Annotated in this window: 19 protein-coding genes; 15 read left to right on the top strand and 4 right to left on the bottom strand. The window is 64.7% G+C overall.

The window, feature by feature from the left end; translation table 11 throughout:
* Positions 1–44 precede the first annotated feature (44 nt).
* The 8 genes from ACXHGZ_RS16195 to ACXHGZ_RS16160 all read left to right on the top strand — a co-directional run bounded on the left by ACXHGZ_RS16195 (position 45) and on the right by ACXHGZ_RS16160 (position 8,145).
* Positions 45–1,049, top strand: a complete 1,005-nt coding sequence (locus tag ACXHGZ_RS16195) for a diguanylate cyclase domain-containing protein (protein ID WP_480460579.1) — start codon at positions 45–47, stop codon at positions 1,047–1,049.
* Positions 1,050–1,218: 169 nt separating this feature from the next.
* A protein-coding gene (gene prfB / locus ACXHGZ_RS16190; RefSeq protein ID WP_143515203.1) for a peptide chain release factor 2 occupies positions 1,219–2,314 on the top strand; the annotation gives its coding sequence in 2 pieces (ribosomal slippage) (positions 1,219–1,290 and positions 1,292–2,314; 1,095 coding nt in all).
* Between the two features lie 93 nt (positions 2,315–2,407).
* A complete protein-coding gene (gene lysS, locus ACXHGZ_RS16185; RefSeq protein ID WP_084856798.1) occupies positions 2,408–3,910 on the top strand; it encodes a lysine--tRNA ligase in 1,503 nt (500 codons plus the stop codon).
* Positions 3,911–4,177: 267 nt separating this feature from the next.
* Complete coding sequence (locus tag ACXHGZ_RS16180) at positions 4,178–4,882, top strand: TetR/AcrR family transcriptional regulator (RefSeq protein ID WP_084856799.1); 705 nt, start codon at positions 4,178–4,180, stop codon at positions 4,880–4,882.
* A 46-nt stretch (positions 4,883–4,928) separates the two neighbouring features.
* Positions 4,929–5,477: a hypothetical protein gene (locus ACXHGZ_RS16175; RefSeq protein WP_084856801.1), complete on the top strand. Its 549-nt coding sequence runs from the start codon at positions 4,929–4,931 to the stop codon at positions 5,475–5,477.
* A gap of 172 nt (positions 5,478–5,649) precedes the next feature.
* On the top strand, positions 5,650–6,927 hold the full coding sequence (locus ACXHGZ_RS16170; protein WP_084856803.1) for a flavohemoglobin expression-modulating QEGLA motif protein: 1,278 nt from the start codon (positions 5,650–5,652) through the stop codon (positions 6,925–6,927).
* On the top strand, positions 6,899–7,822 hold the full coding sequence (locus tag ACXHGZ_RS16165; protein WP_084856805.1) for an alpha/beta hydrolase: 924 nt from the start codon (positions 6,899–6,901) through the stop codon (positions 7,820–7,822). The genes ACXHGZ_RS16170 and ACXHGZ_RS16165 overlap by 29 nt, the downstream gene beginning before the upstream one ends.
* A complete protein-coding gene (locus tag ACXHGZ_RS16160) occupies positions 7,819–8,145 on the top strand; it encodes a PA3694 family proteiin (protein ID WP_084856807.1) in 327 nt (108 codons plus the stop codon). The genes ACXHGZ_RS16165 and ACXHGZ_RS16160 overlap by 4 nt, the downstream gene beginning before the upstream one ends.
* 99 nt (positions 8,146–8,244) lie before the next feature.
* Here ACXHGZ_RS16160 and lptF read toward each other — a convergent pair whose 3' ends face one another.
* The 3 genes from lptF to ACXHGZ_RS16145 all read right to left on the bottom strand — a co-directional run bounded on the left by lptF (position 8,245) and on the right by ACXHGZ_RS16145 (position 10,108).
* Positions 8,245–9,033 carry a lipotoxin F family OmpA-related lipoprotein LptF gene (gene lptF, locus ACXHGZ_RS16155; RefSeq protein WP_480460578.1) on the bottom strand — a complete coding sequence of 263 codons (789 nt, stop codon included), beginning with the start codon at positions 9,031–9,033 and terminating at the stop codon, positions 8,245–8,247.
* A gap of 52 nt (positions 9,034–9,085) precedes the next feature.
* Positions 9,086–9,499, bottom strand: coding sequence for a DUF4398 domain-containing protein (locus tag ACXHGZ_RS16150; protein WP_480460577.1), 414 nt, complete (start codon positions 9,497–9,499; stop codon positions 9,086–9,088).
* Between the two features lie 264 nt (positions 9,500–9,763).
* Positions 9,764–10,108 carry a pilin assembly protein gene (locus tag ACXHGZ_RS16145; protein ID WP_480460576.1) on the bottom strand — a complete coding sequence of 115 codons (345 nt, stop codon included), beginning with the start codon at positions 10,106–10,108 and terminating at the stop codon, positions 9,764–9,766.
* Positions 10,109–10,245: 137 nt separating this feature from the next.
* Here ACXHGZ_RS16145 and ppc point away from each other — a divergent pair, with 137 nt between their 5' ends.
* The 7 genes from ppc to ACXHGZ_RS16110 all read left to right on the top strand — a co-directional run bounded on the left by ppc (position 10,246) and on the right by ACXHGZ_RS16110 (position 17,515).
* Entirely contained in the window at positions 10,246–12,873 is a 2,628-nt protein-coding gene (gene ppc / locus ACXHGZ_RS16140; protein ID WP_480460575.1) for a phosphoenolpyruvate carboxylase, read from the top strand.
* Positions 12,874–13,130: 257 nt separating this feature from the next.
* Positions 13,131–13,781, top strand: a complete 651-nt coding sequence (adk, locus tag ACXHGZ_RS16135) for an adenylate kinase (RefSeq protein ID WP_084856818.1) — start codon at positions 13,131–13,133, stop codon at positions 13,779–13,781.
* Between the two features lie 87 nt (positions 13,782–13,868).
* Complete coding sequence (gene tsaB, locus ACXHGZ_RS16130) at positions 13,869–14,543, top strand: tRNA (adenosine(37)-N6)-threonylcarbamoyltransferase complex dimerization subunit type 1 TsaB (RefSeq protein ID WP_084856820.1); 675 nt, start codon at positions 13,869–13,871, stop codon at positions 14,541–14,543.
* Between the two features lie 257 nt (positions 14,544–14,800).
* Complete coding sequence (locus tag ACXHGZ_RS16125; protein WP_084856845.1) at positions 14,801–15,088, top strand: hypothetical protein; 288 nt, start codon at positions 14,801–14,803, stop codon at positions 15,086–15,088.
* A gap of 3 nt (positions 15,089–15,091) precedes the next feature.
* Positions 15,092–15,961 carry a DUF72 domain-containing protein gene (locus ACXHGZ_RS16120; RefSeq protein WP_480460574.1) on the top strand — a complete coding sequence of 290 codons (870 nt, stop codon included), beginning with the start codon at positions 15,092–15,094 and terminating at the stop codon, positions 15,959–15,961.
* Positions 15,962–15,994: 33 nt separating this feature from the next.
* Positions 15,995–16,825, top strand: coding sequence for an isocitrate lyase/PEP mutase family protein (locus tag ACXHGZ_RS16115; RefSeq protein ID WP_480460573.1), 831 nt, complete (start codon positions 15,995–15,997; stop codon positions 16,823–16,825).
* Positions 16,826–17,515, top strand: coding sequence for an extensin-like domain-containing protein (locus tag ACXHGZ_RS16110; RefSeq protein ID WP_480460572.1), 690 nt, complete (start codon positions 16,826–16,828; stop codon positions 17,513–17,515).
* Here the strand turns inward: ACXHGZ_RS16110 and ACXHGZ_RS16105 are convergent, their stop codons facing one another.
* Positions 17,516–18,139, bottom strand: a complete 624-nt coding sequence (locus ACXHGZ_RS16105; protein WP_480460571.1) for an energy transducer TonB — start codon at positions 18,137–18,139, stop codon at positions 17,516–17,518.
* Positions 18,140–18,224: the final 85 nt, after the last annotated feature.

Here is an 18,224-nt window from a genome sequence, read left to right as displayed (position 1 = left end):
TATTGAGTCACGCCGGCTGGCCGGCAGTGACCGGGTGAACAGGCATGAATGATCTACCGATCGAAGGTTTCACGACCATCAACGAAAGCGCGGCGATGGTCCTGCTGGTCGACGACCAGGCGATGATCGGCGAAGCGGTGCGCCGTGGGCTGGCCCATGAGGAGAACATCGACTTCCATTTCTGCGCCGACCCCCACCAGGCGGTGGCCCAGGCCATGCGCATCAAGCCCACGGTCATCCTCCAGGACCTGATCATGCCAGGCCTCGATGGCCTGACCCTGGTGCGCGAATACCGCAACAACCCGGTCACCCAGGACATCCCGATCATCGTCCTGTCGACCAAGGAAGACCCACTGGTCAAGAGCGCAGCCTTCGCCGCCGGGGCCAACGACTACCTGGTCAAGCTGCCGGATAACATCGAGCTGGTGGCGCGGATCCGCTATCACTCGCGCTCCTACCTGACCCTGCTGCAGCGCGACGAAGCCTACCGCGCCCTGCGGGTCAGCCAGCAGCAACTGCTCGATACCAACCTGATGCTGCAGCGGCTGATGAACTCCGATGGCTTGACCGGGCTGTCAAACCGCCGTCACTTCGACGAATACCTGGAACTCGAATGGCGGCGAGCCATGCGCGAACAGCAGCAATTGTCGCTGTTGATGATCGACGTCGATTATTTCAAGGCCTACAACGACAGCTTCGGCCACTTGGCCGGCGACGAGGCCCTGCGTCAGGTGGCCGAAGCCATCCGTGGTTCCTGCTCGCGGCCCACCGACCTGCCGGCGCGCTATGGCGGCGAGGAGTTCGCCCTGGTGCTGCCCAATACCTCGCCCGGCGGGGCCCGGCTGATCGCCGAGAAGCTGCGCCAGACGGTGCTGGCGCTGAACATTCCACACAGCGCCCCCCAGGCCGATGCGCACCTGAGCGTGAGCATCGGCCTGGCGACCCTCACGCCTGGCATCGGCAGCCATAGCCGGCAGCTGATCTCGGCGGCCGACAAGGGGCTGTACATGGCCAAGAACAACGGGCGTAACCAGGTGGGTGTGGCCTGACTCCCTTGCGGCTTGCACCAGGACACAGCGCGCAAGTGCGGCGCGTACCTTGTGCCGCGCAGGGGCGCGCGACGGACTCCTGCCGATACCGCCCGGCGGGTCTGCCGCCCTGGCACGGACTGCGTTATACTCGCAGGCTTTTCACCGAATTCGCGCGAGTAGCCAGCCCATGGAAATCCAACCAATCCTGAACACCATCAAGGACCTCACCGAACGTTCCCAGTCCATTCGGGGGTATCTTTGACTACGATCAAAAAGCTGATCGCCTGATCGAAGTCAACCGCGAACTGGAAGACCCTGCCGTCTGGAACAAGCCCGAGTATGCCCAGGGGCTGGGGCGCGAGCGTGCCATGCTGGCACAGGTCGTCGAAACCCTGGACAAAATGTCCAACGGCCTGTCCGACTGCAAGGACCTGCTCGACATGGCCGTCGAAGAGAATGACGAAGCTGCCGTCAGCGATGTCGTGACCGAGCTGGAGGGGCTGGAAGAAGTCCTGGCCCAGCTCGAGTTCCGTCGCATGTTCAGCGGCGAGATGGACATGAACAACGCCTACCTGGACATCCAGGCCGGCTCCGGCGGCACCGAGGCCCAGGACTGGGCCAACATCCTGCTGCGCATGTACCTGCGCTGGGCCGACAAGCGCGGTTTCGACGCCACCATCATCGAGCTGTCCGAAGGCGAGGTCGCCGGCATCAAGGGCGCTACCGTGCACATCAAGGGTGAGTACGCCTTCGGCTGGCTGCGCACCGAGATCGGCGTGCACCGCCTGGTGCGCAAGAGCCCGTTCGACTCCGGCGCCCGTCGTCACACCTCGTTCTCGGCGGTGTTCGTCTCGCCCGAGATCGACGACAAGGTCGAGATCGAGATCAACCCGGCCGACCTTCGCATCGACACCTACCGCTCCTCCGGTGCCGGTGGCCAGCACGTGAACACCACCGACTCGGCGGTGCGTATCACCCACGTGCCGACCAACACCGTGGTGGCCTGCCAGAACGAACGTTCCCAGCACGCCAACAAGGACACCGCCATGAAGATGCTGCGGGCCAAGTTGTACGAACTGGAAATGCAGAAGCGCAATGCCGCCTCGCAAGCCCTGGAAGACAGCAAGTCGGACATCGGCTGGGGCCACCAGATCCGCTCCTACGTGCTCGATGACTCGCGCATCAAGGACCTGCGTACCGGCGTCGAGCGCAGCGACTGCCAGAAGGTCCTGGACGGCGACCTCGACCAGTACCTGGAAGCGAGCCTCAAGCAGGGGCTGTAAACCGCACACCACCGCCGCGATACCAGGCCCCGGGCCGGTATCGCGTGCCCTGCCCGACAGGGGCAACGAACACCTGATGGAAACAATGACGACATGAGCGACCTCAAGACCGAATCGCAAGACCTGCAACAGGAAGAAAATGCCCTGATCGCCCTGCGCAAGGAAAAACTTGCCGCCGAGCGTGCCAAGGGCAACGCCTTCCCCAACGACTTCCGTCGCGACAGCTACTGCAACGACCTGCAGAAACAGTACGCGGACAAGACCAAGGAAGAGCTGGAAGCAGCCGCGATTCCGGTCAAGGTTGCCGGCCGCATCATGCTCAACCGTGGTTCGTTCATGGTCATCCAGGACATGACCGGGCGCATCCAGGTCTACGTCAACCGCAAGACCCTGCCGGAAGAAACCCTGGCCGCGGTCAAGACCTGGGACCTGGGCGACATCATCAGTGCCGAAGGCACCCTGGCCCGTTCCGGCAAGGGTGACCTGTACGTCGAAATGACCAACGTGCGCCTGCTGACCAAGTCGCTGCGCCCGCTGCCGGACAAGCACCACGGCCTGACCGACACCGAGCAGCGCTACCGCCAGCGTTACGTCGACCTGATGGTCAACGAGGAAACCCGCCACACCTTCCGTGTGCGTTCGCAGGTGATCTCGCACATCCGCAAGTTCCTCATCGAGCGCGACTTCCTCGAAGTCGAGACGCCGATGCTGCAGACCATTCCCGGTGGCGCCGCGGCCAAGCCGTTCGAAACCCACCACAACGCCCTGGACATGGCCATGTTCCTGCGTATTGCGCCGGAGCTGTACTTGAAGCGCCTGGTCGTGGGCGGTTTCGAAAAAGTCTTCGAGATCAACCGCAACTTCCGTAACGAAGGCGTCTCGACCCGGCACAACCCCGAGTTCACCATGCTCGAGTTCTACCAGGCCTACGCCGACTACCGCGACAACATGGACCTCACCGAGGAGCTGTTCCGCGAGCTTGCGCAGTTGGTACTGGGTTCCACCGACGTGCCGTATGGCGACAAGGTGTTCCACTTCGGCGAGCCGTTCGCGCGCCTGTCGGTGTTCGACTCGATCCTCAAGTACAACCCTGAGCTCACCGCCGCCGACCTGCAGGACGTCGACCGTGCCCGCGAGATCGCCAAGAAGGCCGGCGCCAAGGTGCTGGGCCACGAAGGCCTGGGCAAGCTGCAGGTGATGATTTTCGAGGAGCTGGTCGAGCACAAGCTGGAGCAGCCGCACTTCATCACCGAGTACCCGTTCGAAGTCTCGCCGCTGGCGCGCCGTAACGATGACAATCCGGCCGTCACCGACCGCTTCGAGCTGTTCATCGGTGGCCGCGAGATCGCCAACGCCTACTCCGAGCTCAACGATGCCGAAGACCAGGCCGAGCGCTTCCTGGCCCAGGTGGCCGAGAAGGATGCCGGTGACGACGAGGCCATGCACTACGACGCCGACTTCGTCCGAGCCCTGGAATACGGCATGCCGCCGACTGCCGGTGAGGGTATCGGTATCGACCGTCTGGTCATGCTGCTGACCAACTCGCCGTCGATCCGCGACGTGATCCTGTTCCCGCACATGCGTCCGCAGGCCTGAGCATGGTAAAGGGGGCCGCTGCGCGTCCTGCCCTGTAGGAGCGGGCTCGCCCCGCGAAAGGGCTGCGCAGCAGCCCCAGAATTTCAAAGCGCCGCTCCAGTGAATGCCAAGTGCCTTCGGAGCGGCCTTTTTTTGCCTGCAACCCTTTTGTGACTGGGTGGTCACAGTTCGCGGGCCGGCGCCGCCACCGGCTACAACCGTCTTTACTGGAAGCAGAGGGGACGACCCTCGCCGAGATTCAACGAGGTAAACATCGTGACTCCCGCAATGGCTCAACAAGGTGCAGCCGGCGTCGCCAGCGCCGTCGCTGAAAGCGTGCAATACCAGGGGCGCAAGACTGCCCGCCAGGGCAGCGAGCAGCGCCGCCAGCAGATCCTCGACGCGGCCATGCGCATCGTCGTGCGCGATGGCGTGCGCGGCGTGCGACACCGGGCGGTGGCCGCCGAGGCCGGTGTGCCTTTGTCGGCCACCACCTACTACTTCAAGGACATCGAAGACCTGCTCACCGACACCTTCGCCCAGTATGTCGAGCGCAGCGCCGCCTACATGGCCAAGCTCTGGGCCAGTTCCGAAGTGCTGCTGCGCCAGTTGCTCGCCCAGGGCGACGGCAGCCCGGCGTCCCGGGCACGCCTGGCCGACGACGTGGCGCGCATGATGGCAGATTATGTCAGCCGCCAGTTGCATACCCGGCGCGACTTCATCATGGCCGAGCAGGCCTTCCGCCAGGAGGCGCTGTTGTGCCCACGCCTGGCCGAACTGGTAACCGCCCACGAGCAGATCCTGCTGCATGGCGCACGCCAGATGCTGCAGGTGGTCGGCTCGCGCCAGCCCGAGCAGGACGCCCAGATGTTGACGGCGATAATCGAGCAGATGGAATATCAGGGCCTGCTCAAGGATGCGAATGCGCAAGCCGATGGGCAGATGCTCGCTATCCTTACCCGGTACCTGCACCTGGTGCTGGCATCGGCCTAGGCTGGGACCGACCCCAGGGGCGACCGACTTTTTCAAGGAGAACCTGATGAAAGCCTGGCGTGTGGTGTTGTTGACGCTGTCATTCCTGATGCTCGGTGGCTGTCTGGTGACCTTCCATGAACCTTTGCCCAGCAACCAGGCCGCGCCCAAGGCGCTGCTTGGCAAATGGAGCAGCAAGGACGCCTGGGGCGAGCCGCTCAAGCTCGCCATCAGCCGCGTCGGCGGCGATGCCTACCGGGCGGTGGCCACCGCCAAGGGCAAGGCACCCGAGGAGTACGTCTTTACCGTGTCGCGCCATGGCAACCGCTGGTACCTGTCGGCGGGGGTGCCCAAGCGCCTGGGCGGCAACTTCCTGATCGGTGGCTTCGATATCGTCGATGACAAGGAGCTGGTGCTCTACAACCTCGATGTCGACCAGGTCCAGCAGGCGCTGGAGCACAAGGAACTCAATGGGCGCAGCACCGAGGGGGTGGAGGACAACGGGCCGGGTGTGTTGATCGACAGCCCGGCGGAGCGGGTTCTGGCCTACCTGGACGACCCGGCCAATTCCGACCTGTTCGTCGAAGTGGCCCGTTTCCAGCGTTCCAGCAAATGATCGTGCGGCCTCATCGCCGGCAAGCCGGCTCCCACAGGTATATCACTGCCCTTGCGCATGTGTATCGGTGAGAGCAACTGTCTTGTCGGATTTCTGTGAGCTGGCGCAACCCGGTGGGAGCCGGCTTGCCGGCGATAGGGCCGTTACAGGTATGTTCTGAAAGGAGTCCTCGGTGGACGAGTACCAGCAAACCATACGCGCGTTGTCCGATCGCATCGTCGCGGCGCAAACCCCCATTCGTGTGCTCGACGCGGTGAAATGGGACGACAACATCCGTAACGGTTTTCTCAAGGCCAAGGGCAAGGAGCCACCTGCGGTCGATCGCGCCTACTACCAGGGCCGACCCTTGTCGTTCGATTCCAGCGCAGTGAAGGCCGAGTTCCAGAGCATCGAGCGCGACATCACCCGCCAGCTCGGCCAGTTCAACCCGGTCGGCCAGATCATGCGGCGCATGTGCAAGGAGTACCGCATGGTGGTGCGCATGCTCGAAGCCCGTGGTACCGAGGACTTTGGCCTGATTTCCCAGGAGCTCTATGGCGCGGCCTCCGACGCCTTCCATGCCGGCGACCCGACCCTGGCCGACCTTGGCCTGATGCTCTCGGATTACCTGAACAACATCGATGGCCGGGGCGACCTGAAGGACGAGCCGAAGAACCTCACCGCCAAGGAAGCCGTGGCGATTCTCCAGCGCCGCCTGAACAAGGTGTTCGGCGAAGCCGAGGAGACCATCCGCGTGTTCGAGTCCGATGGTATCGTCGCCGACGCTGCTGCCGGTGCCGACTACATCAAGGTGCGTGCCGACGCCATGTTCAACAGCCGCGACGTACGCGCCCTGGAGGTCCACGAGGGGCTGGTGCACGTGGGCACCACCCTCAATGGGCTCAACCAGCCGATCTGCACTTTCCTGGCCAAGGGGCCGCCCTCGTCGACCGTGACCCAGGAAGGCCTGGCCATCCTCATGGAGGTGATCGCCTTCGCCTCCTACCCCAGCCGCCTGCGCAAGCTCACCAACCGCACCCGGGCGATCCACATGGTGGAGGAGGGCGCCGACTTCATGCAGGTCTATGAATTCTTCCGCGGCCAGGGCTTCGAGATGGCCCAGAGCTACAGCAACGCCAGCCGGGTGTTTCGTGGTTCGGTGCCCAATGGCCTGCCTTTCACCAAGGACTTGTCCTACCTCAAGGGTTTCATCATGGTTTACAACTACATTCAGTTGGCCGTGAAGAAGGGCAAGCTCGAGCAGATCCCGCTGCTGTTCTGCGGCAAGACCACCCTGGAAGACATGCGTACCCTGCGCCAGCTGGTCGAGGAGGGCCTGGTGGAGCCGCCCAAGTACCTGCCGGAGCAGTTCCGCGACCTCAACGCCCTGTCGGCCTGGATGTGCTTCTCCAACTTCCTCAACCACCTGAGCCTGGATCGCATTGAAGCCGACTACGCGAACATTCTCTGACGCTTGTCGCCTGCTGATCCTGGGCCTGCTCCTGTTGGGGCTCGGGGGCTGCAGCAGCTTGCTGTTCTTCCCGGAGCCGGGCCTTGCGTTCACCCCGGAAAAGGCCAAGCTCGCCTATCGCGACCTGACCCTCACGGCGGCCGACGGCACGCGCCTGCACGGGTGGTGGCTGCCGGCCAAGCCTGGTGTCGAGGTCAAGGGCACGGTGCTGCACCTGCACGGCAACGGCGGCAACCTGGCCTGGCACCTGGGCGGCAGCTACTGGCTGCCCGAGCAGGGCTACCAGGTGCTGTTGATCGACTACCGCGGCTATGGCCTGTCCCGGGGCAAGCCCAGCTTGCCCGAGGTTTACCAGGACATCGCCGCGGCCATGGCCTGGCTGGACCAGGCCCCGCAAGTCAAGGGCAAGCCCCTGGTACTGCTGGGGCAGAGCCTGGGCGGTGCCATGGCCATCCACTATCTGGCCGCTCATCCCGACCAGCGCCAGCGCTTCAAGGCACTGGTGTTCGACGGCGTGCCGGCCAGCTACCGGGAAGTGGGGCGTTTCGCCTTGAGCACGTCCTGGCTGACCTGGCCGTTGCAGGTGCCGCTGTCATGGCTGGTACCGGACGGCGACAGTGCGATCCGCTCCATCGAGCGGCTGGACAGCCCACCGAAGCTGTTCTTCCACAGCATCGACGACAACCTGGTGCCGATGGACAGCGGGATCCGCCTGTACCAGCACGCACCGCCGCCGCGGGTCCTGCAACTGACCCGGGGTGGCCATGTGCAGACCTTCGCCGACCCGACCTGGCGCCAGGTGATGCTGCGCTTTCTTGATGACCCCAGCCACTTCAATGGCCTTCGGCGCTTGGCCGAAGTGCCCAACTACCCAGACGAGAACAACGAGCAATGAGTGAAGAACGCAACGCCATCCCGCTGATCCTGACGGCCGTCGGCAGCATCATCGTGACGGTCGGCACCCTCTGGTACTACGGCTACGTGCATTTCGCCAAGCCCGAGGATGCCCTGCTGCTGCAGGACTTCACCATGCTCAAGACCATCCCCGGCGAAGACTACAAGGTCTCCCTGGACCCGGCGCCCCAGGTGGCCCAATGCGTCGATGGTGTGCTGGTGCTGTTCGATACCCAGCAGAAGGGCCTGACCGGCGTGCTGGTGGACAACCGCAAGCGGGCGATCCGCTGCCTGGGGCAGGAGACGCCACAGCAGGTGCAGTGATTCTTTTCACGAGAACAAGCCCGCACCCACAAGAGAACCCTGTAGGAGCGGGCTTGTCCCGCGATGGGCTGCAAAGCAGCCCTGTTCAAGACCCAGGCCCTATCGCGCCTGGCTCACCGAACGCGGTTGCACCGGTTGGTTGTCGTTGGAGATGGTCACCTCCACGCGGCGGTTCTGGGCGCGACCGGAGTTGCTGCTGTTGTCGGCCACCGGGTATTCCTTGCCGTAGCCTTGGGCGACGATGCGGGTCGGGTCGACCCCGGCACGCACCAGGGCCATGCGCACGCTGTTGGCGCGGCGTTCGGACAAGGCCTGGTTGTAGGTGGCCGAGCCCACGCTGTCGGTATAGCCCTCGACGATCACCTTGCGCTCAGGGTTCTCCTGGAGGAACTGGGCGAGCTTGGTGATGTTGGGGAAGGCGCTGCTCTTGAGCTCGGACTTGTTGAAGTCGAACAGCACGTCGCCGAAGGTCACCAACGTGCCTCGGTCGGTCTGCTTGGCGTTGAGGCTCTCCTGCAGCGTGCGGATCTGTGCGTCGCGGGCATCCAGGCGGGCCTGGGCGCGCTGGGCGGAGGCGTTTTTCAGTTCGTTCTCGGCCGAGCGCAGGGCGATGGTCTGCTTGGCCACCTCGACGCGCTGGTTGGTCAGGTAGGCCAACTGGTCGACCTTCTTGTCGTCCTCGCGGTCCATGAATGCCTTGTCGGCCTTGTTCAGCCAGTCCTGGGCATCCTTGGTCTCGAGAGCCGCCAGCTTGCTGGCTTGCGGGTCGCTCTGCAGGGCCGAGAAATTGGTACGCGCCGACTCAAGGTTCGGGTTCGGGTCGTGGGAGCAGGCGGCCAGGCCTACGCTCAGGGCCAGCAGAGCGGGGATCATGACGTGATTACGCATAGTGTTCATCCTTTGAAAAGTGGCGAAGGCTCAAGAAAAGGCTGGGCTGCGCTCATTCGGCGCTGCGCATGCCTTCCTCACGCAGGTCCTGGACACCCTGGCGAGCGTCCTGCACGGCCTTTTGCGCCTTGGCGGCCTGCGCCTTGCGCTCGGCCACGCGCGCGTCCCACTCGGCCTGTTCGGCCAGGCGCTTGGCTTCGTCATACTTCTTGTCATGCATGGCGATTTCGGCCTGCTTGAACTTGTCCTGGGCGGCCTTCATTTCCACTGCGGCGAATTCGGTGCCGCCGGCACTGACCGCGGAGTTGACCGCGGATTGGGTAACGGCGTACTGCTCGGTGGGCGGGTTGCCAGCGCAACCGGCCAGGACCAGGCTGCTGCCCAGGGCCAGTGCGGCCAGCTTGAGCCCGCGCCCAGGGTAGGATGAGTCGTGCGATGTGCGGGTCTTCATGGTGGTCAGCTCCATTGGTTCACTCCTGTTGACGACAATGTCCGTAGCAGTCCATCGCTTCTCCCTGGCAGATGCGCGCACTTCGGCTGAACAGTGCACAACGGCATGTGTGCAGGGTTTTAGCGTGATGGCTATTGGCTGTGACTGAGGCGTTTTTCAGATAGTTCAGAAAAAATTGCCCTCGATAGGCAAGTTTTTCTGACTGATCAGTCAGCGTTTTCGCCGCTGATGGGAGTCTCTGGGACAAACTGCGAGCGCCCTGGGGGCGCTCGCCCAGACTCACTTGGAGGTGTCGTCGCCGGTGCTGCCGAGGCTATGCAGGTGGTGGCGAGAAAGCGCCAGGAAACGCGGGGTAGGGCCGATATCTTCGTACAACGGGTCACCCTCTTCATCGGTGGCGATCACCTGCTGCCCCTGGACATAGGGAAAGCTGGCCTCCAACTCTTCGAGGGCTGCGCCGACCAGCTCACCGAGCAGTTCTTCGGCGGTGCGCTTGGGGTACATGTCGATCAAGGCAGCCAGGCGCGCTTCGGACTCCAGGTCCAGGTGCAGCACATGGCCGGTAGGGCTCAAATGCCCCTTGGCGTTCTGTTCCCATTGTTGGACAAGCTCGCGGATTTTCATGACGACCTCTGGCCACGGATGACTCCTTTCACTTTAGTCGCTTTGCCAGGCTGCGGCTTGCCATGGCGGGCCGGCTGTGCCAGTACTGTTCCCTTCCTGAGCGGGAGCGCGGGCGAGCCGCGCCGGAGAGAGGGCCGATGACCGATATCGATGTACGCTTGCGTGAGGATGTCCATCTGTTGGGGGAGCTGCTGGGGGAGACCATACGCCAGCAGCATGGCGAGGCGTTCCTGCAGAAGATCGAGGACATTCGCCACAGCGCCAAGGCCGACCGCCGTGGCGCCGCCGAGCAACTGAGCTCGACGTTGGGCGACCTGGCCGACGATGACTTGCTGCCGGTGGCGCGGGCGTTCAACCAGTTCCTCAACCTGGCCAATATCGCCGAGCAGTACCAGTTGATCCGCCGCCGCGACGCTGGCCAACCCGAGCCCTTCGAGGCGCGGGTATTGCCGGAGCTGCTGGCGCGCCTGAAACAGGCCGGGCACAGCGATGATGCCCTGGCCAGGCAACTGGCCAAGCTGGATATCCAGCTGGTGCTCACCGCCCATCCCACCGAGGTGACGCGCCGGACCCTGATCCAGAAATACGACGCCATCGCCGGGCAACTGGCGGTGCAGGACCATCGTGACCTGACCCTCGCCGAACGCCAGCAGGTTCGCGAGCGCCTGCGCCGGTTGATCGCCGAGGCCTGGCACACCGAGGAAATCCGCCGCACCCGGCCGACGCCTGTGGACGAAGCCAAGTGGGGCTTCGCGGTGATCGAGCATTCCCTGTGGCAGGCGATCCCCAACCACCTGCGCAAGGTCGACACGGCGCTGTTCGACGCTACCGGGCTACGGCTGCCGCTGGAGGCGGCACCGGTCCGCTTCGCCTCCTGGATGGGCGGCGACCGCGACGGCAACCCCAACGTGACCGCGGCGGTGACCCGTGAAGTACTGCTGCTGGCGCGTTGGATGGCCGCCGACCTGTTCCTGCGCGATATCGACTACCTGGCCGCCGAACTGTCCATGCAACAGGCCAGCGCGGCCCTGCGCGAACGGGTTGGCGACAGCGCCGAACCCTACCGTGCACTGCTCAAGCAATTGCGTGATCGCCTGCGCGCCACGCGCGCCTGGGCCCATGCCGCCCTTACCAGCACGCTGGCGCCTGGAGCCGAGGTATTGGCCAGCAACCGTGAGCTGATCGAGCCCCTGGAGCTGTGCTACCAGTCGTTGCATGAGTGCGGCATGGGGGTGATCGCCGACGGCCCGTTGCTCGACTGCCTGCGCCGGGCGGTGACCTTCGGCCTGTTCCTGGTGCGCCTGGATGTACGCCAGGACGCGGCCCGGCATCGTGACGCGCTGACCGAAATAACCGATTACCTGGGCCTGGGGCGCTACGCCGACTGGGACGAAGAGCAGCGCATCGCGTTCCTTCAGGCTGAACTGAAGAATCGGCGACCTTTGCTGCCTGCACATTTCCAGCCTGGGGCCGATACCGCCGAAGTACTCGTCACCTGCCGCGAGATCGCCGCCGCGCCCGCGGCCTCGCTGGGCTCGTATGTCATCTCCATGGCCGGTGCCGCCTCGGACGTGCTGGCGGTGCAACTGTTGCTCAAAGAAGCCGGCCTGACCCGACCGATGCGGGTGGTGCCGCTGTTCGAGACCCTGGCCGACCTGGACAACGCCGGGCCGGTGATGGAGCGTCTGCTCGGCCTGCCGGGCTACCGTGCCGGGCTGCACGGGCCACAGGAAGTGATGATCGGCTACTCCGACTCCGCCAAGGATGCCGGTACCACGGCAGCCGCCTGGGCCCAGTACCGGGCCCAGGAAAACCTGGTACGCATCTGCCGCGAGCACCAGGTCGAACTGCTGTTGTTCCATGGCCGGGGCGGTACGGTCGGCCGAGGGGGTGGGCCGGCCCACGCTGCGATCCTGTCGCAGCCGCCCGGCTCGGTGGGCGGGCGGTTCCGCACCACCGAACAGGGCGAGATGATCCGCTTCAAGTTCGGCCTGCCGGGTATCGCCGAGCAGAACCTCAACCTGTACCTCGCCGCTGTGCTCGAGGCCACCCTGCTGCCACCGCCGCCCCCGCAGCCAGCGTGGCGCGCATTGATGGATCAACTGGCGGCCGATGGTGTCAAGGCGTACCGCGACGTGGTGCGCGAGAACCCTGACTTCGTCGAATACTTCCGCCAATCCACCCCCGAGCAGGAGTTGGGCCGCCTGCCCCTGGGCAGCCGCCCGGCCAAGCGACGTGCCGGCGGCATCGAGAGCCTGCGTGCGATTCCGTGGATCTTCGGCTGGACCCAGACGCGCCTGATGCTGCCGGCCTGGCTGGGCTGGGAAACGGCGCTGGGCAATGCCCTGGCCCGTGGCCAGGGCGAGCTGCTGGCACAGATGCGCGAGCAATGGCCCTTCTTCCGCACGCGCATCGACATGCTGGAGATGGTCCTGGCCAAGGCCGATGCGGAAATCGCCAAGGCCTACGACGAACGTCTGGTGCAACCGGAACTGCTGCCATTGGGTGCGCAACTGCGCGACCTATTGTCGCAGTCGTGCCAGGTGGTGCTGGGGCTGACCGAGCAATCGGTGCTACTGGCTCACAGCCCCGAGACCCTGGAGTTCATCAGCCTGCGCAACACCTACCTGGACCCGCTGCACCGCCTGCAGGCCGAGCTGCTGGCCCGTTCGCGCAGTCGCGAAGCCGCTCTGGACAGCCCGTTGGAGCAGGCCCTGCTGGTGACCGTGGCGGGCATCGCCGCAGGCCTTCGCAACACCGGCTGAGGTGACAGAGGAAGGGCCTTGGCCGGGTGGCATGTGCCGTTCGGTCGGGCCTGGCCAAGCCGGTTGCGCTGGGCGCAACCGACTCGCCAAAGGCCCCTGCATGGCGATTTCCTGCAACTTTGGGACGCTTGTCTGGTTGCCGGGCGCTGTGTATCTTGAGCAGCCTTTTGACCGATTTTCGGTCTCACCCGATTTTTCGGAATTGGCCATGTGTGCCGAATCCGTTGATTTACATAGAAAAATATGAGGAGCACAAGATGCGCGTAATTCTGCTGGGAGCTCCCGGGGCCGGTAAAGGTACTCAGGCAAAGTTCATCACCGAGAAGTTCGGTATTCCACAGATCTCCACCGGTGACATGTTGCGTGCTGCCGTCAAGGCCGGCACCCCGCTGGGCCTGGAACTCAAGAAGGTCATGGATGCCGGCCAGCTGGTTTCCGACGAGCTGATCATCAGCCTGGTCAAGGAGCGCATCGCCCAGCCGGATTGCGCCAACGGCTGCCTGTTCGACGGCTTCCCGCGCACCATTCCCCAGGCTGAAGCCATGGTCGCCGCCGGTGTCGACATCGACGCCGTGGTCGAGATCGCCGTGGACGACGAAGAGATCGTCGGTCGTATGGCCGGCCGCCGCGTACACCTGGCGTCGGGCCGTACCTACCACATCCAGCACAACCCGCCGAAAGTGGAAGGCAAGGACGACGTCACCGGCGAAGCGCTGATCCAGCGTGATGACGACAAGGAAGAGACCGTACGCCACCGCCTGTCGGTGTACCACAGCCAGACCAAGCCGCTGGTGGACTTCTACCAGAAGCTGTCGGCCGCAAACAATGGCAAGCCGAAGTACGCCCACATCGAAGGTGTCGGCTCGGTCGAGTCGATCACCGCCAAGGTGCTGGCAGCCCTGAGCTGATCCAACACCGTGCGTCACGACGGCCCGCTTGCGGGCCGTTGTCGTTTATACTGCCGTTCTTTTACCTCTGCCCTGGAATACCGTTCGATGACCACGTTGCTGGCCCTGGATACCGCCACCGAAGCCTGTTCCGTCGCCTTGCTGCATGACGGCAAGGTGACCAGCCACTACGAGGTCATCCCACGCATGCACGCGCAGAAGTTGCTGCCGATGATCAAGCAACTGCTCGCCGATTCCGGTGTGGCGCTCAATGCCATCGACGCCATTGCCTTTGGCCGTGGCCCGGGCGCGTTCACCGGTGTGCGTATCGCCATTGGCGTGGTGCAGGGGCTGGCCTTTGCCTTGGAGCGCCCGGTGCTGCCGGTGTCCAACCTGGCGGCGCTGGCCCAGGGAGCCTTGCGCGAGCGTGGCGTGCAGCAGGTGGCCGCGGCCATCGACGCGCGCATGGACGAGGTGTACTGGGGGTGCTACCAGGCCAGCGAGGGCGAGATGCGCCTGCTCGGGCGCGAAGCGGTACTGCCGCCGGAACGGGTACAGTTGCCCGAAGGTGCCAGCGGTGACTGGTTCGGTGCCGGCACCGGGTGGGGCTATGCCGAGCGCCTGGCCGTACCGGTGGGCGAGCGCGACGCTTCGGCGTTGCCCAACGCTTTGGACATCCTCAGCCTGGCCACCTTCGCTTGGGGGCGCGGTGAGGCCATTGCCGCCGAGCAGGCGCAACCTGTGTACCTGCGCGACAACGTGGCCACGCCCAAGGCGCGCTGAACAGTTCAGACCTTGGAGAAGCGGCGCCCTTGATTCGGCCGACCCTGCCATCGCGGTGAATTCAGTTCTGCGTGCATAGCCCGAAGGGCTGGGTTATGGCTCACCGGAAAATGCGGCGTTCTGACGAATGGGTTCATCCGGCGATGAGGCCAAATCCGAACCTTTTGTCCAAACTGTGGTCCAGTTAACAAATCGGGCATTAGCGACGGATCTCTGGTGCTGCTAAATTGCCATCATTGATCCTGAGTGCCCTGTCCATGCGTATCGACGGTTTCTCCTCGCAGTCCTATCCGATCAAGCGCCCCGCGCGTAAGGCACCGGTGCGCGACGAAGCGATCGAGGACGCCGAGCTGGTCGATGAGGTCGAGGTGCCGCAGGACCCGGGAACCCGTCGCCGCGCCGCTGGGTTCCCCGCCCGCCAGCAGGACATGGTCTTCCCGCGTGCCCGCGACCGGCGCACCGCGACGGCCCTGGCAAGCTACCTGGCCACAGCCGGCTTCACCGACTGGGAGATGGAAGTGCTGGGGCTGGACCTGTACATTTGATGGATGAATCCATCGTCTCTTCCTTATTTTCTCGGTTGCCCGTCCTGGAGTGACAACGCCTGGCGCGACTACCTCTATCCCGCCGATGCCCGTCCTGCCGAATACCTTGGCCTGTACAGCCAGGTGTTCAACGCCGTTGAGGGCAACACCACCTTCTATGCCCGCCCCGCACCCGCCACGGTGGAGCGCTGGGCGCAGGTGATGCCGGCGCATTTCCGTTTCACTGCCAAGTTTCCGGGCGATGTCAGCCACGCAAGCCACCTGGGCGAACAATTGGCCTCGGCGCATGATTTCACGCGGCTGCTGGCGCCGCTGGGCCCACGGGTTTCGCCGTATTGGCTGCAGTTGCCCGCGCAGTTCAGCCCAACGCGTCTGGGGGAGCTGTGCCATTTTCTCGATGAGATCGGCGTACCGGTGGCGGTCGAGGTGCGTAACGAGGCATTCTTCGCCCGTGGCGAGGAAGAGCGCCTGCTCAATCGGCTGCTGCGCGAGCGTGGCGTCGAGCGTATCTGCCTGGACCCGCGCGCCCTGTTCAGTTGCACGCTGCGCGACCCCGGCGTGTTGGACGCCCAGGCCAAGAAACCACGGGTACCGCCACGTCCGGCTGCTTTCAGCCAGCATCCCCAGGTGCGTTTCATCGGGCATCCGCACCTGGACGCCAACGAACCCTTCCTCACGCCCTGGGTAGACAAAGTGGCCACATGGATCGAGGAAGGCCGCAGCCCCTATGTCTTCTTGCACACGGCCGACAACCGGCTGGCCGCTGCCCTGGCCCAGCGCTTTCACCAGCGTCTGATGGCACGCCTGCCTGGGCTTGCCCCGCTGCCGGAATTGCCCCGCGCCCCCGAGGTCGAACAACTAGGACTACTCTGAGCCATCCCCAACACGCTGCCGGAGGTCATGACCATGGATGTGCAAACCCTGCGAGCCGAAGCCTTCAGGGCCCTGCACGAGCGCGATGGCGCGTTCGTCATTCCCAACCCGTGGGATGCCGGGTCTGCGAAGTTGCTGGCCAGCCTTGGGTTCGAGGCGCTGGCGACTACCAGCGCCGGCCTTGCCTTCAGCCTGGGGCGGCCTGATGCAGAAGGGGCCTTGGACCTCGAGCAGACGCTCGGTAATGCACGGGCAATCGTTGATGCCACGCCTTTGCCGGTGGCGGCCGATCTGGAAAACGGTTTTGGCGACTTGCCCCAGGACTGTGCCGAGACGATCCGACAGGCCGCCGGGGTCGGGTTGGTGGGCGGTTCGATCGAAGATGCCAGCGGCCAGGCCGATGCACCGATCTATGACTTCGGCCTGTCGGTGGAGCGTGTCCGTGCAGCGGTGCAGGCTGCCCGTGAGCTGCCATTTCCCTTCACCCTCTGCGCCCGGGCCGAGAACCTGCTGCACGGCCGCCTGGACCTGGATGACACCATCCGCCGCCTGCAGGCCTATGCCGAGGCCGGTGCCGATGTGCTGTATGCCCCGGGCTTGCGCAGCGTCGACGAGATCCGTGCGGTGGTGCAGGCCGTGGCGCCCAAGCCGGTCAATGTATTGATGGGGATGGCGGGCGTGGCGTTGAGCGTCAACCAGTTGCAGGATTTGGGTGTGAAGCGCATCAGCGTCGGTTCTTCCCTGGCACGGGCGGCATTGGGCGCGTTCCGCCGAGCGGCGCTGGAGATCCGTGACGAGGGCACGTTCGGTTATGGCGAACAGGCCATGCCGTTCGCCGACCTCAACGACCTGTTCCGGCGCTGAATGCGCCTGTTGTCGGTGCTGGCCGTCGGCCTGCTGATGCTGGCGGGCTTTGCCTGGCAACTGGGCTGGCGACCGCCGTCGGCCTGGAACCCCTGGGCGGTGCTGGATGTACGCCAGCCACCGAACCTGCTCACCCCATACAAGCTGTCGCGCCTGCGCACCGATGCAGGCCTGTGCCGCCAGGCGTTGCAGACCTCATCCCTGCGCTACCGGGCGCAGGCCGACAGCCCGTCGACGGCGGCATGCCCGTTGCGGAACGTCTGGCGCATCGAAGGTGGCCTGGCGCGCCTGGGCAGCAGTTTCCTGGCGTCGTGCCCGCTGGCGGTGGCCTACGCATTGTTCGAAACCCATGGCGTGCAGCCGGCGGCACGGCGGGTGTTCGGCCAACCGGTGGCGCAGGTCGAGCACCTGGGCAGCTTTGCTTGTCGCAATGTCTATCACCGCAAGCAGGGGCGGCTGAGCCAGCATGCCACGGCCAATGCCCTGGATATCAGCGGCTTTCGCCTCCAGGATGGCGGGCGCATCGTGCTGGCGCGGGACTGGCAGGGGCAGGGGCGGGAAGCCGAGTTCCTGCGTCAGGTCCATGAGGCGGCGTGCGGCAGTTTCAGCACCGTGCTGGGGCCGGACTACAACGCGGCCCATCGCAACCACTTTCACCTGGACATGGGCTTCTGGCAGGTCTGTCGCTGATCAGGCGTGTACGCGCACGTTGTTCAACACCACCGGGCGGGCCCAGTGGAGGTCGAATTCCAGGTCGTTCTGTTGCTGGGCCAGGGTGGGCTCGTCGTAGGGTTCGGGGGCGTTGTCCAGCAGGTCCATCTCGAACTCGGCGATCGGCAGGAACAGTGGGCGCGGCGACGGTGCCGGGCCTGGCTCGGGTAGCGGTTGGCCTTGGCTCATGACCACCGGGCGCAACCAGCTGTTGTTCAGGTCGAGCTGGCGTTGTTGTTCGATGAGTTCGGCGGCGCTGAAGGGTTCGGGGGCATTTTCCAGCAGCTCCATCTCGAACTCGGCCTTGGGCAGGAACAGCGGCTCGGGCGGGGAGATCTCGCTGTCATGGATGTCGCAAGCGCGCTGCAGGCGAATCTTCGCCAGAGCTTGCGCACCGCCCAGTGGCTCGCCGCTGTGTTGGTCGACCTGCTGCTCGATGGCCTGGCTGACCGGGTCGGGCTCCGGGGCCTGCTGTTCGGCCAATGCGTGGGCGAAGAAGTCCTGCCACAGGTGGCTGACGCCCCCGAGTGCCTGGGTGTTCTGCCGACCGAAATGGTCGACAGGCGACAGGTAGGTCAAGCCGATGGGAAGAGTATCTGACATGGCAGTCGCGCGCGTTGTGCTCTGGCAGAATAGCGGATACTGCGTGTATCGGCGGTGGCCGGGATTTCATTAATTTTTCGAGTGC

This window comes from Pseudomonas shiyinii (assembly GCF_056725765.1).
The sequence above is the reverse complement of the archived record's forward strand: the minus strand, read 5'-3'. Positions and strand labels throughout refer to the sequence as shown.

Excerpts from the sequence above, each read along its gene's own strand:
- ACXHGZ_RS16195 (WP_480460579.1), top strand. The coding sequence starts at position 45 with ATGAATGATCTACCGATCGAAGGTTTCACGACCATCAACGAAAGCGCG.
- lysS (WP_084856798.1), top strand. The coding sequence starts at position 2,408 with ATGAGCGACCTCAAGACCGAATCGCAAGACCTGCAACAGGAAGAAAAT.
- ACXHGZ_RS16180 (WP_084856799.1), top strand. The coding sequence starts at position 4,178 with ATGGCTCAACAAGGTGCAGCCGGCGTCGCCAGCGCCGTCGCTGAAAGC.
- ACXHGZ_RS16175 (WP_084856801.1), top strand. The coding sequence starts at position 4,929 with ATGAAAGCCTGGCGTGTGGTGTTGTTGACGCTGTCATTCCTGATGCTC.
- ACXHGZ_RS16160 (WP_084856807.1), top strand. The coding sequence starts at position 7,819 with ATGAGTGAAGAACGCAACGCCATCCCGCTGATCCTGACGGCCGTCGGC.
- lptF (WP_480460578.1), bottom strand. The coding sequence starts at position 9,033 with ATGCGTAATCACGTCATGATCCCCGCTCTGCTGGCCCTGAGCGTAGGC.
- ACXHGZ_RS16150 (WP_480460577.1), bottom strand. The coding sequence starts at position 9,499 with ATGGAGCTGACCACCATGAAGACCCGCACATCGCACGACTCATCCTAC.
- ACXHGZ_RS16145 (WP_480460576.1), bottom strand. The coding sequence starts at position 10,108 with ATGAAAATCCGCGAGCTTGTCCAACAATGGGAACAGAACGCCAAGGGG.
- ppc (WP_480460575.1), top strand. The coding sequence starts at position 10,246 with ATGACCGATATCGATGTACGCTTGCGTGAGGATGTCCATCTGTTGGGG.
- adk (WP_084856818.1), top strand. The coding sequence starts at position 13,131 with ATGCGCGTAATTCTGCTGGGAGCTCCCGGGGCCGGTAAAGGTACTCAG.
- tsaB (WP_084856820.1), top strand. The coding sequence starts at position 13,869 with ATGACCACGTTGCTGGCCCTGGATACCGCCACCGAAGCCTGTTCCGTC.
- ACXHGZ_RS16125 (WP_084856845.1), top strand. The coding sequence starts at position 14,801 with ATGCGTATCGACGGTTTCTCCTCGCAGTCCTATCCGATCAAGCGCCCC.
- ACXHGZ_RS16120 (WP_480460574.1), top strand. The coding sequence starts at position 15,092 with ATGAATCCATCGTCTCTTCCTTATTTTCTCGGTTGCCCGTCCTGGAGT.
- ACXHGZ_RS16115 (WP_480460573.1), top strand. The coding sequence starts at position 15,995 with ATGGATGTGCAAACCCTGCGAGCCGAAGCCTTCAGGGCCCTGCACGAG.
- ACXHGZ_RS16110 (WP_480460572.1), top strand. The coding sequence starts at position 16,826 with ATGCGCCTGTTGTCGGTGCTGGCCGTCGGCCTGCTGATGCTGGCGGGC.
- ACXHGZ_RS16105 (WP_480460571.1), bottom strand. The coding sequence starts at position 18,139 with ATGTCAGATACTCTTCCCATCGGCTTGACCTACCTGTCGCCTGTCGAC.